Origin of the sequence: Bacillus salitolerans, from assembly GCF_042680805.1 — a bacterium.
GTDB lineage: Bacteria > Bacillota > Bacilli > Bacillales > SA4 > Bacillus_CJ > Bacillus_CJ salitolerans.
In genome coordinates this window covers 110188-135971 of the sequence record NZ_JBHUEM010000011.1, presented here as the reverse complement: position 1 = coordinate 135971, position 25784 = coordinate 110188, and the positions used below count along the sequence as shown (strand labels likewise).

The 25784-nt window shown below is 38.0% G+C and carries 15 protein-coding genes; 10 read left to right on the top strand and 5 right to left on the bottom strand.

The window, feature by feature from the left end; genetic code table 11:
* Positions 1 to 7: 7 nt before the first annotated feature.
* Positions 8 to 2569: a YfhO family protein gene (locus ACFSCX_RS09630; RefSeq protein ID WP_377928000.1), complete on the top strand. Its 2562-nt coding sequence runs from the start codon at positions 8 to 10 to the stop codon at positions 2567 to 2569.
* A 42-nt stretch (positions 2570 to 2611) separates the two neighbouring features.
* Here ACFSCX_RS09630 and ACFSCX_RS09625 read toward each other — a convergent pair whose 3' ends face one another.
* Positions 2612 to 3676, bottom strand: a complete 1065-nt coding sequence (locus tag ACFSCX_RS09625) for an S-layer homology domain-containing protein (RefSeq protein WP_377927999.1) — start codon at positions 3674 to 3676, stop codon at positions 2612 to 2614.
* A 159-nt stretch (positions 3677 to 3835) separates the two neighbouring features.
* On the opposite strand from ACFSCX_RS09625, the gene ACFSCX_RS09620 reads away from it, so the two are divergent.
* Positions 3836 to 6124, top strand: a complete 2289-nt coding sequence (locus ACFSCX_RS09620; protein ID WP_377927998.1) for a S8 family peptidase — start codon at positions 3836 to 3838, stop codon at positions 6122 to 6124.
* 231 nt (positions 6125 to 6355) lie between these two features.
* Positions 6356 to 10609, top strand: coding sequence for a S8 family serine peptidase (locus ACFSCX_RS09615; RefSeq protein ID WP_377927997.1), 4254 nt, complete (start codon positions 6356 to 6358; stop codon positions 10607 to 10609).
* 236 nt (positions 10610 to 10845) lie between these two features.
* Here ACFSCX_RS09615 and ACFSCX_RS09610 read toward each other — a convergent pair whose 3' ends face one another.
* The gene (locus tag ACFSCX_RS09610) at positions 10846 to 12222 is read right to left on the bottom strand and encodes a S41 family peptidase (protein WP_377927996.1); all 1377 of its coding nucleotides are present in this window, start codon (positions 12220 to 12222) and stop codon (positions 10846 to 10848) included.
* 147 nt (positions 12223 to 12369) lie between these two features.
* Here ACFSCX_RS09610 and galE point away from each other — a divergent pair, with 147 nt between their 5' ends.
* A complete protein-coding gene (gene galE / locus ACFSCX_RS09605; RefSeq protein ID WP_377927994.1) occupies positions 12370 to 13383 on the top strand; it encodes a UDP-glucose 4-epimerase GalE in 1014 nt (337 codons plus the stop codon).
* 165 nt (positions 13384 to 13548) lie between these two features.
* Here galE and ACFSCX_RS09600 read toward each other — a convergent pair whose 3' ends face one another.
* Positions 13549 to 14082 carry a YceI family protein gene (locus ACFSCX_RS09600; protein WP_377927993.1) on the bottom strand — a complete coding sequence of 178 codons (534 nt, stop codon included), beginning with the start codon at positions 14080 to 14082 and terminating at the stop codon, positions 13549 to 13551.
* Positions 14083 to 14358: 276 nt separating this feature from the next.
* On the opposite strand from ACFSCX_RS09600, the gene ACFSCX_RS09595 reads away from it, so the two are divergent.
* The 6 genes from ACFSCX_RS09595 to ACFSCX_RS09570 all read left to right on the top strand — a co-directional run bounded on the left by ACFSCX_RS09595 (position 14359) and on the right by ACFSCX_RS09570 (position 24127).
* On the top strand, positions 14359 to 17220 hold the full coding sequence (locus ACFSCX_RS09595; RefSeq protein WP_377927992.1) for a phosphodiester glycosidase family protein: 2862 nt from the start codon (positions 14359 to 14361) through the stop codon (positions 17218 to 17220).
* 16 nt (positions 17221 to 17236) lie between these two features.
* Positions 17237 to 18055 (top strand): M14 family metallopeptidase, encoded by an 819-nt coding sequence (locus ACFSCX_RS09590; protein WP_377927991.1) that lies wholly within the window; start codon positions 17237 to 17239, stop codon positions 18053 to 18055.
* A gap of 840 nt (positions 18056 to 18895) precedes the next feature.
* Entirely contained in the window at positions 18896 to 20509 is a 1614-nt protein-coding gene (locus ACFSCX_RS09585) for an N-acetylmuramoyl-L-alanine amidase (RefSeq protein ID WP_377927990.1), read from the top strand.
* A gap of 217 nt (positions 20510 to 20726) precedes the next feature.
* Positions 20727 to 21809, top strand: a complete 1083-nt coding sequence (locus ACFSCX_RS09580; RefSeq protein ID WP_377927989.1) for a glycosyltransferase — start codon at positions 20727 to 20729, stop codon at positions 21807 to 21809.
* A 13-nt stretch (positions 21810 to 21822) separates the two neighbouring features.
* Positions 21823 to 23346, top strand: coding sequence for a murein biosynthesis integral membrane protein MurJ (gene murJ / locus ACFSCX_RS09575; RefSeq protein WP_377927988.1), 1524 nt, complete (start codon positions 21823 to 21825; stop codon positions 23344 to 23346).
* A gap of 1 nt (position 23347) precedes the next feature.
* Positions 23348 to 24127: an S-layer homology domain-containing protein gene (locus ACFSCX_RS09570; protein ID WP_377927987.1), complete on the top strand. Its 780-nt coding sequence runs from the start codon at positions 23348 to 23350 to the stop codon at positions 24125 to 24127.
* A gap of 15 nt (positions 24128 to 24142) precedes the next feature.
* On the opposite strand, the gene ACFSCX_RS09565 is transcribed toward ACFSCX_RS09570, so the two are convergent.
* Both ACFSCX_RS09565 and ACFSCX_RS09560 read right to left on the bottom strand, forming a co-directional pair.
* On the bottom strand, positions 24143 to 25507 hold the full coding sequence (locus ACFSCX_RS09565) for a SpoIID/LytB domain-containing protein (protein WP_377927986.1): 1365 nt from the start codon (positions 25505 to 25507) through the stop codon (positions 24143 to 24145).
* The gene (locus tag ACFSCX_RS09560; RefSeq protein ID WP_377927985.1) at positions 25504 to 25737 is read right to left on the bottom strand and encodes a hypothetical protein; all 234 of its coding nucleotides are present in this window, start codon (positions 25735 to 25737) and stop codon (positions 25504 to 25506) included. The genes ACFSCX_RS09565 and ACFSCX_RS09560 overlap by 4 nt, the downstream gene beginning before the upstream one ends.
* Positions 25738 to 25784 lie beyond the last annotated feature (47 nt).

The following is a 25784-nucleotide window of genomic DNA, read 5'->3' as shown; positions in this document are numbered from 1 at the left end:
TTCTTGAATGTACAATCGCTCCATTTATTCTTATATCCTGGCGTTTTTCATACCTTTTCTATGTATTGCAACAGTGTTTCTCCTATTTGGTGTGTACCCATTTGGAGTACATACGATATTATTTAAGGATATGTACGGCCAGTATATTCAATTTTTCTATCAGTATTATGATATGTTTAGAGGAGATAAGAATTTATTTTATAGCTGGGAAGCAGGCCTAGGAACGAATTTCCTTGGTCTATTCGGCTATTATTTATCTAGTCTGTTTAACCCAGTCATTCTCTTGTTTGATCGATCGTATTTACCTGAGGCAATCGCGTTGCTTGTCATGTTAAAAGTGGGCTTTATGGGACTTACAATGTTCCTCTATTGTAGATGGTCCTTAAAAAGCTCTTCGATAGAAGGTCTCATTTTTTCAACAGCGTATGCGTTGATGTCATATGTTCTGATCTATTTTCAGAATATCATGTGGATGGATGCTCTCATTTATTTACCACTTATCTTAATAGGTGTTGATCGGTTGATTCAATCGAGAAGAGTTACTTTGCTTACCATCTCGTTAGCGCTATTATTTATTTCAAACTTCTACATGGCATTTATGGTTGGATTATTTGTATTTTTTTATTTTGTAATAAAAGTGATACAAGCAAATGACCATCGGCTGAAACAAGCCTTCGTATCCTTTTTCTTATTTGTTATGTGTACATTGATCGCAGCAGGGTTATCGGCATTTATCATCGTACCTACCTATTTATCGCTAGGTGAAACGGCAAACGAAATAGTGCCAGATACAAGTTTCTACTCATTGTTTCCGCTCACACAGTTTCTCTCTAAATTGTATTTTGGATCGTATGATTCCATTGTGGACGGGCTACCAAATGTATATGCAGGGCTATTACCGCTACTACTTGCAAGTGTGTTCTTTTGGATTAAGAACATTTCGTTAAAGGAAAAACTCCTGTTCGGCAGTCTGATGCTTATATTGATTGCAAGTTTTCAAATATCTACGTTAAATCTAGTGTGGCACGCATTTGATCAGCCGAATCTTTTCCCGTTCCGATATTCGTTTTTGTTTTCGTTTGTCATTCTATATGTAGCAATAAGAGCGTATCAGCATGTGCAAAAACAAGAGGTTCCTTGGCTTGCTGCTATGTACGTCCTACTGGTTGGGGCGGCTATATGGGTACAAAAAATGAAGCTAGAGCTTATGACAGAACGTGCGTTATATATCAATATTGCCCTTTTATCACTAGGTTTGTTTTTATTACTTCTAAAGGTATATCTTCCTAAGTTAAAAGCTGTGGTCTCCATTCTTGTCTTAGGGTTTGTGATGTTTGATATGACGGCGAATGCCTACTTGGTGATAAGGTATGTAAGTGTGGAAGCACCTCCGCCAGGGAGAACGGAGTTTTCTGAAGGTCGCAAACTTAGAAGTATTTTTAATGAGCTTGAGGATTATGACACGACTCTATTTCGGGCAGAGGGTGATGGTCTTTTTAGTATGAATGAACCTTTTCGATATGGATATAAGGGGATGAAGCATTTTAGTTCAATGATTGACATGGAGACCGTCCAATCAATGGAAACACTCGGCTACACCACCTATAACAATAAATGGGTCTCGAATAAAGGCGGTACTCTGTTCACCGATGCTCTTCTTGGTCAGAAGTATTATGTTAGTGAAAAAGAAGAGCTAAGTAGATATGGATATACAAAGGTCAATGAGCTTCAACATGATGGATATCGTGTTTTTCGTAATCAATTCTCTTTACCTATCGGATATGTTGTGAACGATCTGCCACAAGAAGTGGATAGTGATCGGAATCGATTTGAGGAACAGAACAAGTTGATTCGTACGATGGTTGATTCCAACAGAGCTACTTATTTTAACAAGCTACCTATAAAAAGTATAACGTATGAAAATGCAGAGTTACGTAAATCAAAAGATGCAGATATGCTTGTAAAGCTAGAGCAAGGCATTGATGCAAAGATTGAGTATACATTCCAAGTAATGGGAGAACAACAACTATATCTTTACTCTCAGTCATCTAGTGACCGAACGTTTACTATTTTTATTAATGGACATGAAGTAGGTGTATATCCCGAAACCTACAACAAAGGTATCTTTAATTTAGGATTGTTCAAGAATGAAGAGGTTACCGTTACGCTTCGTTTAGATACAGCCTTTTATGAATTTACTGACATGCTTTGGTATGGTTTGGATATCGCTCAATATAGTCAGGCGATCAGCCAATTACAGAAATCACCTCTTGAAATTACAGATTGGACTAGTCGAACATTAAAAGGAAATAGTAAGGCAGAGCAGAAAGGCTGGCTGTTTGTTTCGATTCCCTATGACCGCGGCTGGACGATAGAGGTAGATGGGAAGCGGGTAGAACCTAGTATAGCTCTTGGTGGTTTTACGGCGATTCCAGTAAATGGAGGAAACCATCAACTTTCGATGTCTTATATATCTCCAGGCTTTGTTCCAGGATTAGTGATTTCACTTGGAAGCTTACTGTTGTTTGTGGTATTTCGGTACATCGTCAAAAAGCGTTTGGTTCAGTGAATATAGAAAAAGATCCAGCATTTTTTTGCTGGATCTTTCAAATTATTGAACATCAATAACTTCTGCGTTATCAAATGCTGGTGCATAGTTATAAATTTTCCAGTTTCCATTTGCTTGTTTTTGGAGATGATAGACACCATCAAGTGTCATCGTATTTTCGTATGTCATGTCACCCTCAGAAATGGTGAAATAGTAAATAAGGTCTGTTACCTCAACTGTTGCATATCGATCGGTTGCGGATAAGACGGATACACCAAACGTGTCTTCAATCGAAATTGTAAATCCTACACCCTCTTCTATCATTACCTCGTATTCTTCAAGCCCGTAGCTTGCAAGAGCACGATAGTAGCCAAGTGTGTTTAAGCTGTAATGAGCTTGTAATCCTGTAAAGTCACTAGCTTCAAATAAGCGATTTTCTTCTTGAACAAAGCTTTTTACTACATCATGTAGCGCTTGCTCACTAGGAAGATGGTTCGTTTCTAAATCAAGAGCTCGTTGTATCATTACCATGGCTTGTGCACGAGTTGCATGATTACGTGGTTTAAATAGAGTGTCATACCCATTCACGATTCCAAGTGAAGATGCTTTATCAATCGTGTCTTTTGCCCAATATCCATTTGGAACATCGGTAAAAGCTTTTGGCGTGCCGTTAAATTCAATCGTATTTTCAAATGCGCGAATAATAAAAGCTGTAAGCTGTTCACGAGTTATTTTTTGATCTGGCATGAACTTACCGTTACTTCCTGATATTATTCCTAAACTACTACCAATTTGAACATATTCTGCATACCAGTCATCAGCTTTTACATCTGTAAAACTCTTGCCAGATTGGTTACTCGTTAACTGAAGTGCATTCACAAGGATTTTAATAAATTGTGCACGAGTTATGGTAGCATCAGGTCTTAATTCCACATAACCATCCTCTACAGGATACCCTGTAATAACATCAGCATTAAGAAAATTATCTAATTGATCGTATGCCCAATTTTCATCTATATCAACGGGAATATACGATTCGTAGCTTCTTACCTGTTCAGCCTGAGCCGAAAATGGTACCGTAAGTAGAGCAGCTGTCGTCATCGCTGTTATCCATTTTTTAAAATTCATCTTTATTGCCCCCTCTATATAGTCATCATTATTGATAATACTTGAAGTAAATGGACATTGCACTAGCAACTTTTGGATGCGGATTGTAGTCATTTTCTTAATATTAATTCTACTTCTTTTTGCTATAATAGATTAAAAGATTAAGAGAGGAATAACTTCATGAAACAACTCCGCCTCCTACTATTTATTCTATTATTCTTTAGTTTAACCTTCCAAATTGTTGAAGCAAATAATGAAGAAAAAGAATGGATTTTATATTTCCAAAATAAAGCACAAATGAAAGAGGTTCAATCCTTTATTGGTGAGGGCTATCTTAATGAGCATGAGTTAATGGCGAAAGCTTTGTTAAGTGACGCGGAACAATCCTACATTAAGAACCGTTTTAATATTACAATAGAACCAAATTTTCAAAAGAGGGCAGCTTTAGACGCTACCTTTAATGACCCGAAATTATCAGAACAATGGGGAATATCTCATATTGATGTGGAGAAGGTATGGCAGAAGCAACCTTCGTTAACAAACAAATTAAAAGGAAAAACGATACAATTTGATACAAAGGTAGCAACTACGTATAACGAAACACTCAATGCTTTTCAACGTGCGACCATTCAAGTAAATAAAGAAAAGCTATCTAGAATTTCAGTAAGCGCCGATCATGTAGAGCAAGAATGGGGAATTGAAGTATACGGTGATGGTAAACGTTTGGCTGGTAATACAGGGAATTTACAAAAGCTTGACGTTTTACTAGATAAAACAATAGCTTATTCCAAGCTAGAGATTGTTATTACCGGAACTGAATCATGGCAAGTGAAGCCATTATTTCACATTGTTGGTGTAAATCATTTTGTTGTGGCAGTGATTGATTCTGGTATTACAGTCCATGAGGACTTTTGTGATAATATTCTTTACAGCTTAAGTGTAGATTATAAGGAAAAGTTACCTTACGGTGAAGATCGATTCGGTCATGGAACACATGTTACAGGAATTTTAGCAGCTTGTTCAAACAATGGTGTTGGGTATTCTGGTGTCCTAGGTAAAGCTGGGATAGATATACTTCCGTTAAAAGTACTAGATAGGTATGGAAACGGTGGGGATTTTGAGGTAAGCAAAGCCGTTTTAGATGCAGTGTCTATGAAGGTTGACGTCATTAATATGAGCCTTGCTGGCAGAGGCGAGACAAAGATGCTTCGTGAAGCGGTCATAAGTGGACTTAAACAAAACATCCCCATTGTTGCTGCGGCAGGTAATTGGAATATGTCCACTGAGAATATTTATCCTGCCTCCTATCCAGGGGTGATAACAGTTGCAGCTAGTGACAACCGTAAGGGAATTATCTCAATATCCAATTACGGCTGGGAAGTCGATCTTAGTGCTCCCGGTGATTACATGAATAGCGCGTACTTAAATAATGAGTACAGATCTTTAAGAGGAACGTCGATGGCAACTCCTTACGTAACAGGAGCAGTAGCGCTATTAAAAGTAACATATCCAACTATTAGTCTACCAGAGATTAGAGACCGACTTATTTCTACGAGTATGGATATTAAGACTAAAGGTTACGATATTCAATCTGGATCAGGCGTTTTGCAGATAAATTCAGCAATTCAAGCAAGCAGTACTTCCGGATTAGACTGGTATACACTAAAGGAAGGACAGATGATTTCTACTAAAGAGACTCATGTACTTGGGGTGTCAAACAAATGGATTGGACATTCACTTCTAATCTATGCGGATACAACTTTATTGTATCAAGGTTCAATTGAAAATAACTGGGTTGAGTTTAATTTTAAAGATTTCCCTATTACAAAAGACTCGATTAGGCTTAGTGCAATTGTTTTTGATCGTTCACATTCCATTATTAGTAATGAATCATTACTAGTAAAAGCAGAAGCAACAAAACGTGTTCCCTTTTCTTTTACAGACATAAATACTGATCACTGGGCTTTTGCAGATATTTCAGAGGCATATGACCGTTATTATGTAAATGGATTTGGTGATGGTACATTTTCTCCAGAAGGAAATATTTCAAGAAGGCATAGTGTGATGATGCTATCCCGTTTATTCGATTGGAATACTCCTTCTAGCTTTAAAGGTCCATTTACAGACATTTCATTTGATCTGCCCGGATCATTAGCTATCTTTTCCGCCTATGAAAAGGGGGTTATCAACGGATATGCTGATCGAAGCTTTAGACCAGATGAAAAGCTTACAAGAGCTCAAATGGCACTAATTTTAGCAAGAGCATTAGATCTTGCAGAAACTCCTTTTAACAAAACACCATTTGAGTTTTCAGATATTGTGAAGGAACACCAAGCGTATAATAGCATTCAGCATTTAGTCGATATTGGAATAATCACGAAACAAGAAAACTATAGGCCAACAGATTATATAACACGCGCCCAGTTTACTGCGATGTTAATGAGGACACATCGATATTTTAATCAATAGAGATCAAGTTTTCGCACCCTTATTTAAAGGGTGTTTTTTATTTCGACAAAAAGTGCCATTTCCGAAAAACATTATATAAGAATAAGGATATTGTCAATATTCTGGGATAAAATAGTTTGACTATTTGTAATTTTATTAATAGACTAATAGATAGGGAAAAATTCTCAATCTATAGATAATTTAGATAGATTAGTAGAAATTTCTCAGAATACTTAAGGGGGAAACAAATTCGTGAAAAGAGGATTTGCATTATTATTAGCATTCATCATGGTATTTTCAAATTTTTCTGCCGTTGCGGCAGCTACCTCGTCTGATAATGTAAGCAATTATAGCTCGTCAGATAAGGTACGTGTAATTGTTGAACTGGATAGTGATCCAGGAATCATTTATGCGCAAAAAGAGCAAATGCGCTTTACTGATTTATCTGCTTCGAAGCAAGCTGATTTAATCGGCAAAGCACTTAATGAACAAGCCTTTGTTAAAAAGGATATTGCAAAACACAATATTGATATTACATATGAACAAAGCTTTACGACTGTATTCAATGGCTTCAGTGGTGAAGTTGAATATGGAAATATCGCAAAAATTGAAAGATTAGCTAATGTAAAAAAAGTATATTTAGCGACTGAGTACACGCGTCCAGAGGTAAACCTTAGCTCTGTAAAGCCTGATATGATTTATAGTAAGAACATGGTAAAGGCACAAGAAACTTGGGCTGATTTTGACTTTAAGGGCGAAGGTATGGTAGTAGCTGTTCTGGATACAGGTATTGACCCAAACCACCAGGACATGGTTCTTAGTGAAGGAACACAGCCATCTTTAACAAAAGAAGTAGTAGATACTGTAATTTCTCAAAAGGGACTTAAAGGAAAGTATTTCACTGAGAAGGTTCCATTTGGTTATAACTATATGGATAAAAATAACATTGTTTTAGACTTAGGACCGGATGCATCGATGCATGGTATGCACGTATCCGGTACAGTTGCAGCAAATGGTGATGAAGAAAACGGCGGAATTATGGGAGTTGCTCCAGAAGCTCAAATTCTAGCGATGAAGGTGTTTGGTAATGATCCGATGATGCCTTCAACTTACAGCGATATTTATATTAAAGCAATTGATGATGCAATTGCTTTAGGTGCAGATGTTATTAACATGAGTTTAGGTTCACCAGCAGCTTTCGTTGATGGAGAAAGCCCTGATCAGCAAGCAGTCGCTCGCGCAGTTGACAATGGGGTATATGTATCGATTTCTGCGGGTAACTCAAGCCAATTTGGTTCTGGCTTTGATGTGAATCCATTTAGCTCAAACCCTGACATAGGTATGGTAGGATCGCCAAGCGTATCTTATGATTCTACTTCTGTTGCAAATATGCAAAATGATTATATAGATCTAGATGGATTTATTTACGAAAATGGTGATGAAACGGTTTCTGTTCCGTTTATTTCCTCATCAAGTATTCATCCAAATGATCTATCTACAAAAACATATGAGGTTGTGTATGCAGGATTAGGCCGCCTTCCAGGAAATTCAGCTGCTTCACCTGATGCTGATGACTTTGCAGGTGTGGATGTAAAAGGAAAAATTGCTTTAATACAACGCGGAGAGTCCACGTTTGTAAGTAAAACATTAAACGCACAAGCTAATGGTGCAGTAGGTGTTATTGTTTTTAATAATGTAGCTGGCTATGTAAGCATGGCGTCTGATCCAGCGATTACTATTCCACAGCTTTTTGTTCTTAAAGAAGATGGTGATGGAATCAAGGCTCAACTAGATGCTGGAGAAAAAGTAAGCATTACGTTTAACGGGGAAAAGGTAACAGCAGTAAACCCAGATGCTGGTGCACTTGCTGAGTCTAGCTCATGGGGATTAACGCCAAACCTAGATTTCAAACCAGAGCTTACTGCACCAGGTAATAACATTCTATCTACATTGAATGATAATAAATATGGATTAATGAGCGGAACGTCAATGGCGGCTCCACACGTTTCTGGTGGTGCAGCACTAGTTCTTCACCGTGTAGATGAGGAGCTTGGACTTTCTGGTAAAGATCGTGTTGTAATGGCGAAAAATATTTTAATGAATACTTCAACAACAGTTGCGGATATGGGAACATATAACGCAAACTATGGAGTAGGAAATCCATATTCACCTCGTCGTCAAGGTGCTGGATTGATGAATTTATACGGTGCAATGAGCACGCCAGTTGTTGTAACAGAAGCTAACTCAAATGAGGCTAAGGTTGCACTTAAAGAGGTTGACGATGTCATCACATTCTCATTAAAAGCACATAACTTTGGAAGCGAAGAAGTAACTTATCGTGTGGAAGGAAATGTTCAAACAGACCTCGTTTTCAGTGGTGTAAATCAATTAGAAGCACAAGGTATCTTTAAAAATGGAACAATTGGTGAGGATGCACCTTGGGTTGGTGATTTCCCAATCAGCTTCTCTTCTGAAACATTAACGATTCCTGCAAATGGATCCAAAACGTTTGAAGTGACAGTTGATTTAACAGATGTAATCGATTGGGGTAACAACTTACCTTTAGATGAAGTATTTGAAAATGGTTATTTTGTGGAAGGTTTTGTAAAGTTAGTTGATATTAACGATACATTGCCTGCATTAACAGTTCCTTACGTTGGATTCCACGGTGATTGGGACGATGCGCCAGTTTTAGATGGTTTCTTATCTGATGAAAACTCCTATTACGGTGAGTCTGGTTTAGTATCATCTAATATCCAGTATGAAGAAGTAAATGGTGAAATTACACCAGTATACGAATACTTAGGATATAACCCAGTGGAGGGATTATATAATGGAAGTCTTGCTATTTCTCCAAATGGGGATGGCCAACTAGATGCAGCAATACCATTATTATCATTCCTACGAAATGCAAAAAATGTTGAGTTCTCTATCTTAGACGAGAATAAAAAGGTGTTACGCAAATTAAATACTGAAACAGATATTAGCAAAAACTATTTTGCAAGCGAAACAACGACTCTGTTCGATCGTGCAGCTTGGGATGGGAAAATAAAAAATAGTGTAACGAAGGATGGTTTATATTACCTTCAAATTAAAACATTGCTAGACTATCCAGGTGCAGAGTGGCAAGTAAGTGAATATCCAGTTTATGTTGATACAAAATCACCTGGTTTAAGAGCTACTCTTAAAGAAGAAACAGGGGTGCTTGACTTATTTACTGTCGATAGTGGTTCAGGTGTGTCACACCTTGACATTCAAGTGAATGGTAAGTCTGTTTTAGACGCTCCACTTTCTAAAGATACAACGAGATACTATTTAAAGGATGTATCTGAGGATGCAGCAATCAAGGTTATTTCGTACGATTATGCTGGAAACGCAAGAGTAGTTGTGGTTTCAGGAGATGCACAAATTCCGTTTGTGGTAGCAGAAACTCCAGCAGCATTAGAGCCTGTAAACACTAGAACAGTACCAGTGAGCGGGTATGTAACAGATGCTTCTGATGTTGATGCTATTACAGTAAACGGAAAGTCTGTGAAACTTGCATGGGATCAAGCAAACAACCACTACACATTTAACACAACGGTTCAATATGAAGTGGATGGAATGCATGACATTGTAATTAGTGGAGTGGATAGTGAAGGTAATGAAATTACTTACACTCGTAGTATTTTTGTAGATGCAACAGCACCAAAAGTAACAGTTGATGCTCCATTGTTTGTGGATGCAAACACTGAGACTGCTTCTTATACTGTAGCAGTTGAAGACAACTTCGGTGAGCTGTATTTCTATATTGATGGTAATGAAGAGTTCAAGCAGTTGCTTGACCAACCACTTGAAATGAAAACACTTCAACATAGTGTAACGAAGGAAGTTACGCTAGAGTCAGGTAAGAATACATTCTTAGTAGAAGTAGAAGATATTGCTGGTAATAAAACTGTTAGAGAAGTAAACATTTACCGCGGTATGGATGCTGCTGATAACTACAAGGATGTTTCAGCTAGCCACTGGGCTTCAGAAGAAATTTCATTCCTAAGTCGCTTAGGTGTAGTAGATGGATATGACAACGGTTCATTCGGTGCAAATGATCATGTAAAACGTTCAGATGCGATTGAGTGGATTGTAAATGCATTAGGATTAGATACAGAAAATCGTCCTGATCCAGGCTTTAGTGATGTATCGGCTTCTCACCCGGCTTATAAAGCGATTGCTGCTGCGAAAGCAGAAGGAATCATTTCCGGAAGCAATGGTAAGTTTATGCCAGATAATTCATTATCACGTGCTCAAATGGCAAAGATCTTATCTGTTGCATTTGACCTGCAAGCTGGATATGATGCAAAGTTCTCTGACGTTCCTACAAGTCACTGGGCGGCAGCATACATTAACAGTCTAGCAGCAGAAAACGTAACAACTGGAAAAGGTGACGGATCTTACGCACCGAATGAGTCAACAAATCGTGCTCAACTAGCTGTATTTTTAGCTCGTGTGTTAGAAGATTCATTTAAATAATAGTAAACAAAAACCCTCCACCATTATGGTGGAGGGTTTCTTATAAGTTAAGAACGTATAAGTTTCTGGTGTTTAGTTTATACAATGTTACTGCTAAATCCAGCTCCAGCACCCAGCCACTCGAGGTCAAATAACCCTAAATGAGTAAAAAGGGATAAGCACCCTTTTTCTCATTTAGGAACATTTGCTTGTCGTGGCTAAACGGGGCGCTTGCGCCTTTTGTTTTTGATGAAAGACTATTTTACGGAAATGTCAATAAAACTACCAGTAGTAGAAGTAGATTTAGACTTTAACGTTTCCCAGCCAGGATGAATAACTAAAAGATAGTCTCCACCTGAAATCATATCGTGCTTAGGAATTACTTTTACTTTTGTAGGACTCACATAATCAAGCTCGATGTCAACAACGTCTCCACCTAACTGTATCAATTGAATGATATCCTTTGTCATGGACGTAGGCTTATATGGCTTAGATAAAGATACCGTAAATTCTTTTGATACAGGTACATCCGTTAAACTGTTAAGCTCTTTATATGCATCGAATTGTTCAACTAAGAAATGACGATGAGCAAGTCCTAATGGTCGATTTGTTTCAATGTGCGGGGTGATACCGACTTCTTGAATGGTATGATGATTTGGTGTATAAAATCTAGCCGTTGTTAGCTTTAAAACATCATTGTTCGGTAAAGTAAGCAAGCTTTGCATCAACCCTTTTCCGAACGTTGTTTCCCCGTATAGAGTCGCAGCATTTGCATCCTTTACTGCACCCGCAACAATTTCCGAAGCACTCGCACTATAACGGTTTACGAGAAGATCAACGGAGTCACTAAAGGTTACATCTTGTTTGATCGCTTTATACGTTGTGGATTCATGTCGCGTTTCTACAATCAACGAGTTTGTCGTTTGTGGAAACATCCCGACCATTTCCTGTGCAACATATACATATCCCCCAGGATTATGCTGCAGGTCGACAATCCAATGTACTGCACCACTTAATCGTTTCATCGCTTTTTTCATTTCTAGAATCGTACTTTCGTTAAAGCTAGCTACAGACATATAGCCAACGTTTCCTGCTAGCATTTTAGACGTGACAGTTGGGAGGGTGATTTTTGCACGAGTAATGGACTTCGTAATCTTTACCCCTTCTCTTAACACGGTAAGTTCGACCTGTTCTCCTTCTTTACCTTTCAATTTTGCCATAAGAGCCTCAATTGAATCAGAGGTGACATCTTGCCCATTGACCTCGATGATCAGATCTCCGGCATGAAGCCCTGCCTTTTCAGCTGGACTTCCTTCAATCACTCTTGTAATGAATATCCCATTCTCACTTGCCTCTAACGAAATTCCTACCCCAACAAACGATTGATTTAAGGAATCAAGAAATTCCCCGTATTCTTCACTTGTAAAGTAAGTGGAATATGGATCTAACTTTCCTAAAATCTCGTCAATCGTAGGAAGATTGAGAATCTCTGAATCTACTTGATCCACATAATATTGTTTAATATAGCTTCTAACATCATCGATCGGTGCAGCTAGTGTAGATGTAGAGAGACTAAAAAAAACAAGCGTCAGTACTGTAAAAAGAAGACACAATTTCTTTAGATTTATTATCAATGCATTCACCTTCTTATAACTTTTTGAGTTACTATTATTGTATCTTAATTACAAGTATCGGTATATTAAATAAGAATAGATTATTATTGGGAATTGTTACCCATGTTTTGTATGAATGAAGTAAATGATATGTTTGGGGGGCTTTGAATGTCCATTTTAGTTACAGGTGGGGCAGGATATATAGGTAGTCATACGTGTGTTGAATTACTTGAGGCTGGGTATGAAGTTGTTGTCGTTGATAACTTCTTAAATAGTCATTCAAAATCAATAGAGCGAGTTTCAGACATTACAGGGAAGCAGGTCAAGGTGTATAAGGTGGACCTATTGGATCGACAAGCGGTGGAGCAGATTTTTAATGAAAATAACATTGAAGCTGTCATTCATTTTGCGGGATTAAAGGCGGTTGGCGAGTCTGTTCAAAAGCCACTTTATTATTATCAGAATAATATAACTGGGACACTTGTTCTTCTTGATGTGATGAGGGCGCATGGCGTTCATAAGCTGGTGTTTAGTTCTTCAGCTACTGTATATGGAGATCCTGAGCAGGTGCCGATCACGGAAAAGTCTCGCCTACAAGCAACCAATCCATATGGTCGTACGAAGCTTATGATTGAAGATATTTTAAAGGATGTCTATGTATCTAATAACGAATGGGGAATTGCGTTATTACGTTACTTTAACCCGATTGGTGCTCACGAAAGCGGCTTAATTGGGGAGGATCCAAGTGGGATTCCAAACAATTTGATTCCGTATATTACACAAGTTGCCGTTGGCAAGCGTGATGAGCTTAAAGTATTTGGAAATGACTATCCTACCTCAGATGGTACAGGAGTTAGAGACTACATACATGTTGTCGATTTAGCAAAGGGGCATCTAAAAGCTTTACATAAAATAATGGGCACAAGTGGTGTGGAAGCTTATAATTTAGGCACAGGTGTAGGCTATAGTGTGCTGGAAATGGTGAAAGCCTTTGAACATGCTTCAGGCAGGACGATACCGTATCGCATTATTGAAAGAAGGCAAGGAGATGTTGCCGTTGTGTATGGCGATCCATCCAAGGCAGAACGTGAGTTAGGCTGGAAAGCAGAGAAAAGTCTAGAGGAAATGTGTAAAGATTCGTGGAAATGGCAGTCGATGAATCCAAAAGGATATGAAGAATAAGCAAAAACCGTCCTGTTTTGTCTCAACAGGACGGTATTGCTTTGTTATATTGCTTATCCAGAATAGTCGGAGGGATATCCACGATTTTTTTTATTTATCCAGAATTTTGTTCCTTTTATCCAGAAAAATTTTCATATATCCAGAAAAAACACATGTTTATCCAGATTAAGCTTCTTTCGTTGCTTGAAGCTGAAGGGCTACTTTAATTTGATCTCCTACTAGAACACCACCTGTTTCTAATGCAGCATTCCATGATAGACCGTAGTCGCTACGATTAATTTTTCCTTCTGCACTAAAACCAACCTTTAAATTACCCCAAGGATCTTTTCCTTCCCCTTCAAATGTGACAAGGAACGTTTCTTGATTTGTTTTACCATGAAGAGAGAGGTTACCTGTTACTTCATACTCATCGTCAGCTTTCTTTGTGATTTGAGTAGATGTGAATGTCATCGTAGGTGTGTTCTCTACATCAAAGAAATCTGCTGAACGTAAATGGTTGTCACGATCATCGTTACGAGTGTCTACACTTGCTAATTCGATAGTAAATTCGATTTTAGCTGTTGTTAAATCTGATGGATCTGCTTCAATAGATGCACTGAATTCATTGAAAGAACCCTTCACACTTGAAATCATCATATGTCTTACTGAAAAATCTACACTGCTGTGCGCTTTGTCTAATGCCCATTTTGAAACTGTCATTTTACATTCCCCTTTTCGAAAAAAATATTTTTAATTCAATTATCTCTAATTTGAGATATCTCAATATGAGATAAATAATAATACATATCTTCTTTACCTGTCAATGAAAAATACTCAGCAAATTTTGATGAAACAAAACGGCTGAAACAATCGTCTTATTAATGGGCAGAAAAAAATGTAAAAATATGAGACTTTTTGTTGTGTGATTCACTAACGAAAAATGATAGAATGTTAGACTAGAGAAAGAATTACAACAAAGGGAGCTACGGAGGAACTATGAAATTTATCTTTCAACGTCTTTTCATCGTATTAATTGTCGCTCAGTTATTCGTAAGCCTATTGCCACCACTACCTGCTGTAGCAGCAGCGGAGACACCGATAACGAAGGAACAGTATATTGTTTCACCAGGTGTCACGTATAAAAATCAAGTCTATCAAAATACGACTCAATCATTTAGGGTTCTAGAAATGAATCTACTAGATCCTTATACAGAGGTTAAGCTTGGGATACCAAATCCGATATCGTCTTTAAAAACGACAACTAGTCAAGCGAAAGCGAATAGTAAGGATTCCCATCATGTTGTTGGGGCGATAAATGGTTCCTTTTATTACACAAATAACAGATTACCGATGTATTTAATTGCTCAAAATAACAGCATTATCAACGGTGGTTTTACAGCAAAGGATTCAAGTCAGTATGTAAACCAGCCGATAGCTTTTGGAATCAATAAAGACGGAAGAGCTCAAATTGACTCCTTTAACTTAAGCATTAATATGGAAGCAGCAGGCAATGTTCATAAGATCCATGGTATTAACAAGGAACGAGCTGCTGAAGAAACGATTCTTTATACAAGAAGTAATCACTCAAGTTTTCAAACAAACACAAACGAGTATGGAACAGAATTTGTGATTCAAAGCGCTACTCCTATTCGTGAACCACTTCAATTCGGTGATGTACTATCTGGGCAAGTTGTAAAAATTCGTCCAAAGGGTGACACAACAAATACGTTAATCATGGAAAATCAATTTGTTGTATCTGTCCAAGGTAATCTTCCAAGTACGCTAACCGGGATTAAAGTTGGTGATCCAATCTCAGTAAAAATTTCAATCGATGATAAGTGGAACAATGCTAAGTTTATGCTAGCAAGTGGACCGATGCTTGTTAGAGATGGAAAAGTTCAGATTTCAATGGATACAAACAGCTCGAGAGCGAAAGAGAGAGCGCCAAGAACAGCCGTTGCGATGGATGCAACAGGGAGTAAGGTATTTTTCGTAACAGTTGACGGACGTCAGCCAGGTTATAGTACGGGAATGAATCTTACCGAGTTTGCTGAGTACCTCGTTAGTCTTGGAGTAAACCGCGCTATTAATCTAGATGGAGGTGGCTCTACAACACTTGCTACTCGTCGTTATGGTGCCCACTATGCAACATTAGCCAATTCTCCTTCAGATGGGAGAGAACGAGCGGTTTCAACTATTTTACAGGCTGTAAGTACAGCTCCATATGGAAAAGAAACACACATAGGATTATCTATTCCGAATGGAAAAGTACTAAAAGGTACATCTATTGATGTGTCGTTAAAATATGTGCTAGATCAATATTACAATCCATTAAAATATGATGCTAGCAAACTATCCATTTCTAGTAGCTTAGGCAACTTTAATGGGACGAAATTTACAGCAACTCAAGCGGGTACAGGCACCATTAAAGTTACTTATGGCAGTGCAACAAAAGACTTACCATTAAGTGTTGTTGAAAAAATCGATAATTTTAAATTAAATATCCCATCACTTGTTATGGGAGAAGGGCAAACTGTAACATTAAAAACCCAGGCATCTGACCCTAACGGACAGCCAATCATTTATGATACTTCCTTAGTTTCATGGAAGGTAGAAGGAAATATCGGGACTATCACGAATAATGGTGTTTTCACTTCTAGCCAAGGAAAAGCTGAAGGTAAGATTATTGCAACGATTGGTTCTAACACTGTTAGTATACCTGTAAAAGTAGGAGTTAATTCAGAACTTATTGACTCCTTTGATACAATGCAAAATTGGCGTAATGAAAACATTCGTGCTGGATCGACCTTAACGAGAAGCACCAAGTCAGAGCCATTCCGTCAAGGTGCAGGCTCAGCGAAGCTTTCGTATGACTTTTCAGTCGGTGAAGAAGGGATTGCTGCTTCTTATATTTCAGCCGTAAATCCGATTACTTTATTAGGAAAGCCTCAGAAACTAGGAGTATGGGTATATGGTGATGCGAAAAACCACTGGTTACGAGGAAAAATTGTTGATGGAAGCGGACAAGAGCACACGATTAATTTTACTGAAGAAGGTGGATTGAACTGGTCTGGTTGGAAATATGCTGAAGCAGTTTTACCGACAGATATTGCCTTGCCGATAAAGTTTAAACAAATATACGTAGCAGAAGCTTATAAGGAAAGACAAGGGAAAGGAACCTTATATTTCGATCAGCTGCAAGCGGTTTATAGCAACAAGCATGTGGAACAGCAATTTAAAGATATTGATTCTACATTTTGGGCTCAAAAAGAGGTCCTTTACATCTTCAACAAAGGCATAATAAGTGGTTATCAGGATGGTACATTCAAGCCTGGGCAACCGCTTAAGAGATCTCATGCTGCCCTGATATTGGCGAAGGTATTAAACTTAAATACAAAAAACAGGCCAAACCCTGGTCTTAAGGATGTCACTCCTAATCATCTCTACTATGATGTGATTGCAACGGTAGTAGACGAAGGGCTCATTACAGGAAAAGACAATGGTACGTTCGATGGAGAGGGGTACTTAACAAGAGCCCAAATGGCGAAAATTCTTCAGAGAGCCTACTCATTAGGTGGAACTGCACCAAAGACGTTTAAAGACGTACCAAAGAGCCACTGGGCTTATCATGAAATTTCAGCACTTGCAGCAAATAATATTACAACTGGACGTGCGGATGGTACATTTAGTCCAAACGAATCCGTTAATCGTGGTCAATTTAGTGCGTTTATTTATAGAACAATTACAAATACCGGCTTAATTAAAACGACGGCCCATAGCATTGTAAGGCCAAAACAAGTCTATACGTATGATCAAATGGAAAGTGATATTAGACTATTGAGCATGGTGTATCCCTGACTTCCTTCAGTACGAAGTGATTGGGAAATCAGTTGATGGACGTAATCTATATGCGATTAAGCTTGGAAAAGGGGATAAAGAGATCTTTATTAATGGTTCTCATCACGCAAGAGAACATATGACGTCCAATCTGGTCATGGAAATGCTAGATGTATACTCCTATCATTACAAAACAAAGGAACCTTATAGCGGCTACGATGTTTACGAGGTCCTTAACGAAGTGAGCATCTGGTTTGTCCCAATGGTAAACCCTGATGGGGTTACACTTGTTCAAAAAGGATATACAAGTGCACGTAATCCATCACAAGTTTTAAAACTAAATAATGGGAGTACGGATTTTTCCGCCTGGAAAGCAAATATTCGAGGTGTAGATTTGAATCGTCAATATCCTGCCAAATGGGAAAGCATTCGTCACGATCCTGGAAAGCCTTCCCCGCAGAATTACAAAGGACCTGCTCCATTAAGTGAACCAGAAACGAAAGCACTTGTAGATTTCACCCTAAAACATAAGTTTAAAACAGCTGTTTCGTACCATTCTTCAGGTGAAATCATTTTTTGGCATTTCCATCAATCGGGGGCTCAGAAGGATAGAGATTTCCACATAGGTAAAATGCTCGAAACGAAAACTGGCTATCGTCTCGTAGATCCGGTCTCAAATCCTAGCGGTGGAGGGTATACGGATTGGTTTATATCCAATCAAAAAAATCCTGCCTACACTCCAGAACTGTCACCACACGTTGGTCCGAGACCTATTCCACTTGAGAATTACGACAAAATCTGGACCCAAAATAACACAGTTGGTCTCATGCTAGCCCATGAAGCTAAGAGTAGATAGTAGTTTGGTGAGAATCTTCCTTTTAGGAGGGAGATTCTTTTTTTTAAAGGAAGGCATTAACCAGGTTCCAGCTCCCGGCCAAGATGAAAAGGAGACGATATTTGTCATTCCTCCTACTTGAGGTCAAATAAGGAATATTTGCTGAGCTGAGGCTTTAGTTATTATATTTGCTGATAAACCAAGGTTAGTTACCGATAAACTATCATAAGTTGCTGATAAACCATATAAAGTTGCTGATAAACAAGATAGTTGATGATAAAATTCAAAAGTTGACGATAAACTTAGGAAGTTGCTGATAAATTTCAATAAGTTGCTGATAAAATCAACAAAGTTGCCGATGGATTTCTATAATGATAAAAAAGGCAAACTTTACATGTCTATATTGTAATTATTCCTCAAAAAGTAATCCAAGCTTCATCGAAAAAATTCAAAATATCAAATGATGGAGCTTTATACATAAAAAGCAGGTTTTTCCATATCACTAGCAAGTTAGAAGCAAAGAAGTGTAATCGCAGTCGTAACCAAAGCAAGTGTATTAAAAATACATTCTTATCAGATCAAAGCCAAATCGTTCATTCTTATTTTATTTAATGAGTGAATTTACTTCATATCATCAGAGACTGCTGATCCATAATACGGTGCGCTTTGTTGAATACAGAAGGGTGACTACTTGCATTTTGTATGACCCAGTGAAAAATAACTTCTACTATAGCTGGCTCTTTAAGAGCTATAGACTATGAAAATAGGAAAAAGGTTCGGTAGAAAAACGATAGAATTATAGGGGAGGACATGGTAAGCTAGTACTATGTCTGACGGAATTTGTTGAAAGGAGTAACCCGAATGTCGAAAAAAGTCATCCCGAGTATTTTGTGTTGCTTTTTGTCGTTCTTCTTGTTTGCCTTTGTTGCAGTGGCTGACACCTCATCAAATCCATCTGACGGATCAGGTGAAAATAATCCTCCGGGCTCTGAAGTAGAAGCTCCTGGAGACGAGAATGTATCCGAAGAAAATCCAGATGAGAATGAGACAGAACAAGGGGAGAATGAAGAATCTTCTGATACTAGTTCAAGTGAGGAAACAGAAGAATCTAACCCTACTCCAAGTGGAAAAGAAGTAACGGTTAATTATGCTGATGTCGCATCAGATTTCTTTGCATTTCGTGAGATTTCCTATTTAAGCTCCATGGCAATTATCATGGGATATGATTTAAATGGAGAACGTGTTTTTTATCCATTTAATGATGTAACGAGAGCCCAGGCAGCCAAAATGATTGTTGAGGCATTAGGTGCAGAACAGCTCATCGTAACAGAGTCGAGCTTTAAAGATGTTCCTCTAGATCACTGGGCATCAGGTTACATTGAAAGAGCCTATGCATTAGGAATAATCAGTGGATATCAAAACGGGAATTTTGGTCCAAATGATACGCTGAAACGTTCACAAATGAGTAAAATTTTAGTAAATGGGTTTAGTTTGGAAAATACGTATGTAGCATCCGAAGCTAAAGCTTCATCGATTTTTTTAGATGTACAGTCCGACCATTGGGCATCACCTTACATTACGACACTTTTTAATGAAGGAATTACGATTGGTAGTAATGGTAAATACTTACCCGAATCTAACATTAGTCGTGCTCAATTTTCGATCTTTTTATCCAGAACACTGAATGAAGAATTTCGAGTAAATGTTCTTGGTCCACTTTCAGGAACTGGAACGGTGACGGCTAAATCTTCTCTTAACATACGGTCCCTTCCTTCGACAGCTAGTGCCGTGATTGGTACACTTTCGAATGGGCAAAAAGTAGATGTGTATGGTTCAGTTGGATACTGGCTACAAATTAAGTATAATAACCAAATTGGGTATATTCATAAACACTACATTAAACAAAATGGGTTATCAAACCCACTTCAAGGAAGAATTATCGTCATTGATGCTGGACACGGCGGAAAGGATCCAGGTGCTATTGCGAACAATGCTCAGGAAAAAGATATCGTCATAAAAATCGCACAAAAGTTGAATGAGATGCTGAAAAAGGATGAAGCAACTGTGATTATGACAAGAAACGATGATACGTTCCTTTCGCTTCAAGAGCGTGTTGACTTTGCAAAAGGTCACTTTGCGGATGCATTTATTAGTATTCACTCCAATGCAGTTGATAATAAGGATATAAAAGGGACTGAAACTTACTACGATACATCAGAAAACAATAACCCTGATGAAAGTAAGAAGCTGGCTTCTGAAATTCAAAGTCAAATTGTTGCGATGGCAAAAATGGAGAACCGAGGGATTAAAGATAAAGGCTTCTATGTTATCCGAAATAATGACATCCCGAGCGTGTTAGTAGAACTAGGCTTCCTTACGAATGAAGAGGATGCCAATAAGCTAAAATCTGATGAGTATGTAAACATCTTTGCCGAAGCGATCTATAACGGTATTAAATTGTACTATGAAAAATAACGGGCATTTTTGCCCGTTTTTGTTTGGGAAGAACCACTCAAAAATAGTGGATGAAAATAGTATTAATTCTCATAAAGGTTCATCAGTTATACCCAAATTCTAATAATGGAAATAACTATGATATGATAAAGAAAATGTTAATGCTCGATGAATGTAATCATTTACATTTTCAATGTTTTAAAGTAGAGAGATAAAGTGACATGTAAGAGGTGTAAAGGTGAGAAAATTAAAGGGATTAGTTATTAGTAATATGTATCCAAGTGAACAAGCAAGAACCTTTGGGATATTTGTGAAAAACCAGGTGGAAGCTCTAAGAGAAAGAGGGATTGAAATTGATGTTGTTTCGGTTTCGAATCCGAAGGCTGGTAAGAAGCATGTACTCATGAAATACTCTCGATGGCTACTAGACTTTATTATGAACTTACCTAAAGGAAAAACATATGATTTTGTTCACGCACATTACGTGTTTCCTAGTGGATTACTAGCTCTTTTACATAAACGGCTATTCAAAACGAAGATGATTATTACCGCACATGGTGGAGATATTGATAAAATGGCAAAGAAAAATGCACGAATTCGTAATTGGACGAGATATATCCTAGAGGAAGCAGATGAAATCATTGCAGTTGGACAAGGTCTGCATGATGAAATTCATGAAAGCTTTGGGATACGTAAGGATAAAGTTTCAATTATTAATATGGGTGTGAATCGAGAGGTATTCAAGCCGCAAGATAAGAAAACTCTTCGGAAAGAGTTACGTATAGATGAAGGACCAGTCGTACTGTTTGTCGGTAATTATATACAAGAAAAAGGAATCCTCGAGTTAATCAAAGCGTTTTCGAAAGTTAAAGAAAATCACCCAAATGCTCAGCTTCATTTCATAGGACCAGTGAAACATGAGGGGTTTTTTAACGAAATGATTTTAGCTGTAGACCAAAGTGATATCAAAGATATCCATATTCATGAACAAAAAAGTCAAGCTGAAGTAGCAAAGTGGATGGCTGCGAGCGATGTGTTTGTCTTACCTTCTTATATTGAAGGTTTTGGATTAGTAGCAGTTGAAGCAATGGCTTGCGGTACTCCTGTGGTAGGCTCAAATGTTGGGGGGCTAACCTATCTATTGCAACAGGACCGCGGGGTGCTAGTAGAACCTAAGAATCCTCACTCACTTTTTAAAGGCATTGATCAAGTGTTACGGGATGAAGGCTTAAAAAACAGGTTGATACAAAGTGGGCTAAAATGTGCTGAAGAAAATGATCAAAAAGTTCTTTTAGACAGAGTGATAAAGCTATACACGTAAGGAACGTGACAATATGCAATTAAACGTAATGAAAATAATTGGGGCTGTTGTAGTTATCAACATGCTAGGGAGATTGCTCGGATTCGCTAGAGAAATCGTCATTGGTTTTCAATTTGGTACATCCTATCTAGCGGATAGCATCATTACCGCCTACACGATACCAACCTTTTTAAATATTGTGGTAGGCGGAGCTTTAACGACTGCCTTTATCTCTATTTACTCAAAAATGACAGGGGAGAAAGCAAAGAACAGTTTAGTGAAAAATGTCTTTTCTTTACTGAGCTTTCTTTCTATAATAGTCATCATTTCTTTGTTCGTATTTACAGATCAAATCATCTCGATGCTATTTCCTGGCTTCACAATAGAAGAACGAACCGTAACAAAAAATCTTTTATACTGGATGGCTCCAACCACCGTGTGTATGTTATTTACAATTTGGTTTTCTGGAATATTAAATCTTCATAATAAATTTAAGGTCGCAGCCCTTTCTACATTCATTAATAATGCTGTATTTATTGTAATGGTGCTACTATTCGTGCCCATTATCGGTGTATCAGCCTATGGTCTAGGTGCTGTAATAGGATCTTTATTAGCAATTATCGTTCTTTACTTTTCGATTAAAGGGGTTACTCCAATTGAATTTGGGATAAAGTTTAGTCTTGATGGTGACTTTCAGAAGCTTGTTCGTTTAGCGTTTCCAATTATGTTAGGAGGAGCAACCCTTCAGTTTTACTTTTTACTACATCGTTACTTTGCCTCCAGCCTTCAGGACGGGGCAATTTCAGCTCTTAATTATGCGGGCAAGCTCATTCAGTTCCCACAAATTATTTTGATAACAGCGGTCACAACCGTTATCTATCCGTTATTAGCAAAAAAAGTGGCAGAAAACAGAGGAGACGAATTACAAGAAATCTTTCAAAAAGGTTTAAGGTGGCTTAGTTTACTAATTTGGCCAATCGCGATTTTTATTGCTATTTATTCAAAAGAAGTGATTACCGTGGTGTTTGAGTATGGCAGCTTTACGAAAGAGTCAACGGACTTAACAGCTCCTTTATTAATGATTTTTTCCCTATCGATGTTCTCACTTGCAGCTACTGCCTATGTAACAAGGTTCTTTTATGCAATGGAACGCTCTGTACTTCCAGTTTTGTTTAGTGTGATTTCAGTTTTTGGGATAAACAGCTTTATTTCTATCTATTATTTGGACGAGCTCGGAGCTAGTGCGATAGCCCTGGGAACGACGGTTAGTTCAATTGTGAATTTATTCCTTCTATTAATCCTTGCCCAAAGCATGTTAAAATTAACGTTAGAATACAAACCTCGACAACAATTGCAAACCCTTTTATTTTATTGCATGTTGGTGCCAATTATTTGGTTTTCAAGAAAAGTATTATTGCCATTACCAGAATGGATGATGATTGTCGTTGGTGGACTCCTACTTATTGGTATAAATCTAATACTGTTAAAAGTATGCCGTTTTCCGGAGTGGGAAATGGTAAAGGGGAAATTTAGAAGGGTAAAGGGAGAAGGGATATAAGATGCGATCTAGACTATTATTGTTACTAGTTGGTGTAATATGTTCGCTTGCCCTAGCTGGCTGTGAACAGGAAAAGACGAGTGCGAATGAAGGATATGAAATTGCTACGGTAGAATGGTCCGAAAATGTGCTTTCCAATACGAGTAGGAAGGTAAATGATGTGGACCAGCGAGCTGCACAGCTTGAAAAGGAAATAGCATCATTACAGGCAAAAATTAATAACTCAACTGTATTTAAAGATGTCCCAAAAGGGTATTGGGCTTATATCGAAATTATGAACTTATATAATAAAGGCATTATTTCAGGCTACCCTGAAGAAAAGAAGTTTTATCCAGAAAATGAGATCTCTCGTTATCAGGCAGCTTCGATGCTTATTAAAGCACTTAATTTGCCTAAATCTACGAATCAATCTGTATTCACCGATGTTCCAAGTGGGCATTGGACAGAAGAAGTAGTGATGACCGTTTACGATGCTGGACTATTTAAAGGGAGTAATGGAAATTTTATGCCGACAGCGCCGATGAAGCGAATTCATATGGCAACTGTTTTACAAAGAGCCTTTGACCTGCAGGATAACGGGGATGAATTTATTCCTTATGTGGATGTTCTTGAGGGATCTGAAGGATATGAGGTTATTAAAATTATCTCGCAGCATGACATTGCAAAAGGAAGTAATGGGTACTTTTCACCAAATAACCCAACAAGACGCTCACATTTTTCAGCGTTCTTAACAAGAGCATTATCGATTGAAACACTTGAAACAAAAGAAGCTGCCAAGTAATGGCAGCTTCTTTTGTTATTTATAAGTTCCAACGGTAATACCCGAATAATAGTACGTAAGAATTTGATCATACATAAAGCCTTTTTCAGCCATTCCACGTGCTCCCCATTGGCTCATGCCTAGACCATGTCCCCAGCCATTGCCTGTGAAGGTAAATAGGCTAGGATAGCTTCGTATATAAACGTCTGAGTTTAACGCCTTGGCCTTTATGTTAGGATCTATAATAGATATCTTAGTATCGTCTTTTAATTGAACCTGATAGCCTGCTAAATGGTCGGTTTGTGAAATGGATCCATCAGCTCGTATAATTTTTGCACTTGAATCACCTTTTACATCGAACTTGATGCTTTTTAGTGAAACTCCAAAAATGGATCTAAAGCTATCTGGTGATTTTACGAAAGAAGGCTTATAGACAATGTTTGTTTTAAGCTTTGTTTGGGAATCATAAACAGTAGCTTGGACTTGCTGCACTCCGCCGGCTTTTGATTTTTCTAGTACTTTTAGTGATACGATTGATGATGTAGCTGGCAGGGCAAGCTTTTCTTTAATGGAATTGTTTGGGGCTACAGCTGTCCAATTATAATGATGGGTATTCGAGCTATGCCGATCGTAATCATCTAACACAGCTCTGATATATGGTACGGTACCTGACCACACATTTTCACTGTTTTCTGTATGGCCTCCAGAGCTTGAGTGAAAATAGGCAGCGATTGGTCTACCATTATATAGCGCATAGATTTCTTTTGTTTCTTCTATCGCTTGATTCGTTCGGCTGTGTTCTTTTGATTTACCACCATAAACTTGACTCGCTACCGTCATATTTAGATAGTCCCTTGCTTGGATAGAATCCCATGCATAGCTTCTAGCGGCTACGGCTTGAGCTTTTAATGCCTCCATTGGCCATGAGGCTGGCATCTCAGACGGGACAACCCCTTTTAAGTAATTCTCCATGTCAAGTGTGTTAAAAAGAGCCGGGCGATCTGTGCCGGGTACGACGGTAAATGAACCGCGGTATTTTACGGACATAATACCACCAGCTGACTGAATGGGAGTGAACTCTACTTCATTCTCTTCCTTATACATTGTTTCATTTATGGCAAAACCTTTTAAAGAAATATAATCCTTCCCATCAACGGTAGCTTTAATTTTTCCATCAACTTGCTCAAATGATACTGGAGTTGTAAAGAGTAGTGCTTCTTGATTATCAAGGTTCACCAATAAATAAGATCCTCGAATGGTGGCAGAAAATTTAATTTCTGGTAACAATTTGACCTTAACACTCGTCTTATAAGTGATAGGCGAAGTAGAACCAGTTGAATCAGCCAAAACACACATAGGAAACGCCAAAAGTATAAACACTAAGAAAAGGAGTTTTTTCATTGCTGCTCATCCAATTGCTGATGTAACGCTTCTACTTGTTCTTCTAGCTGCTTTACTCGTTGTTCTAGTTTTGTAACTTTATCAGTTAAGGGGTTTACTTTGCTTAGTACCCACTCAACACTTGCTAATACCGGCTCTGTGTTGGCTAGTGTTTTCGTTGTAAAGAGTGTACCTACACTTAGGATTGTTACTAGGGAAATTGTAAGTAGCTTTTTTTTCATATTCGACATGTTGGCCTCCTAGTAGTAATTCTATGAAACTTCATTTAACTCATTAT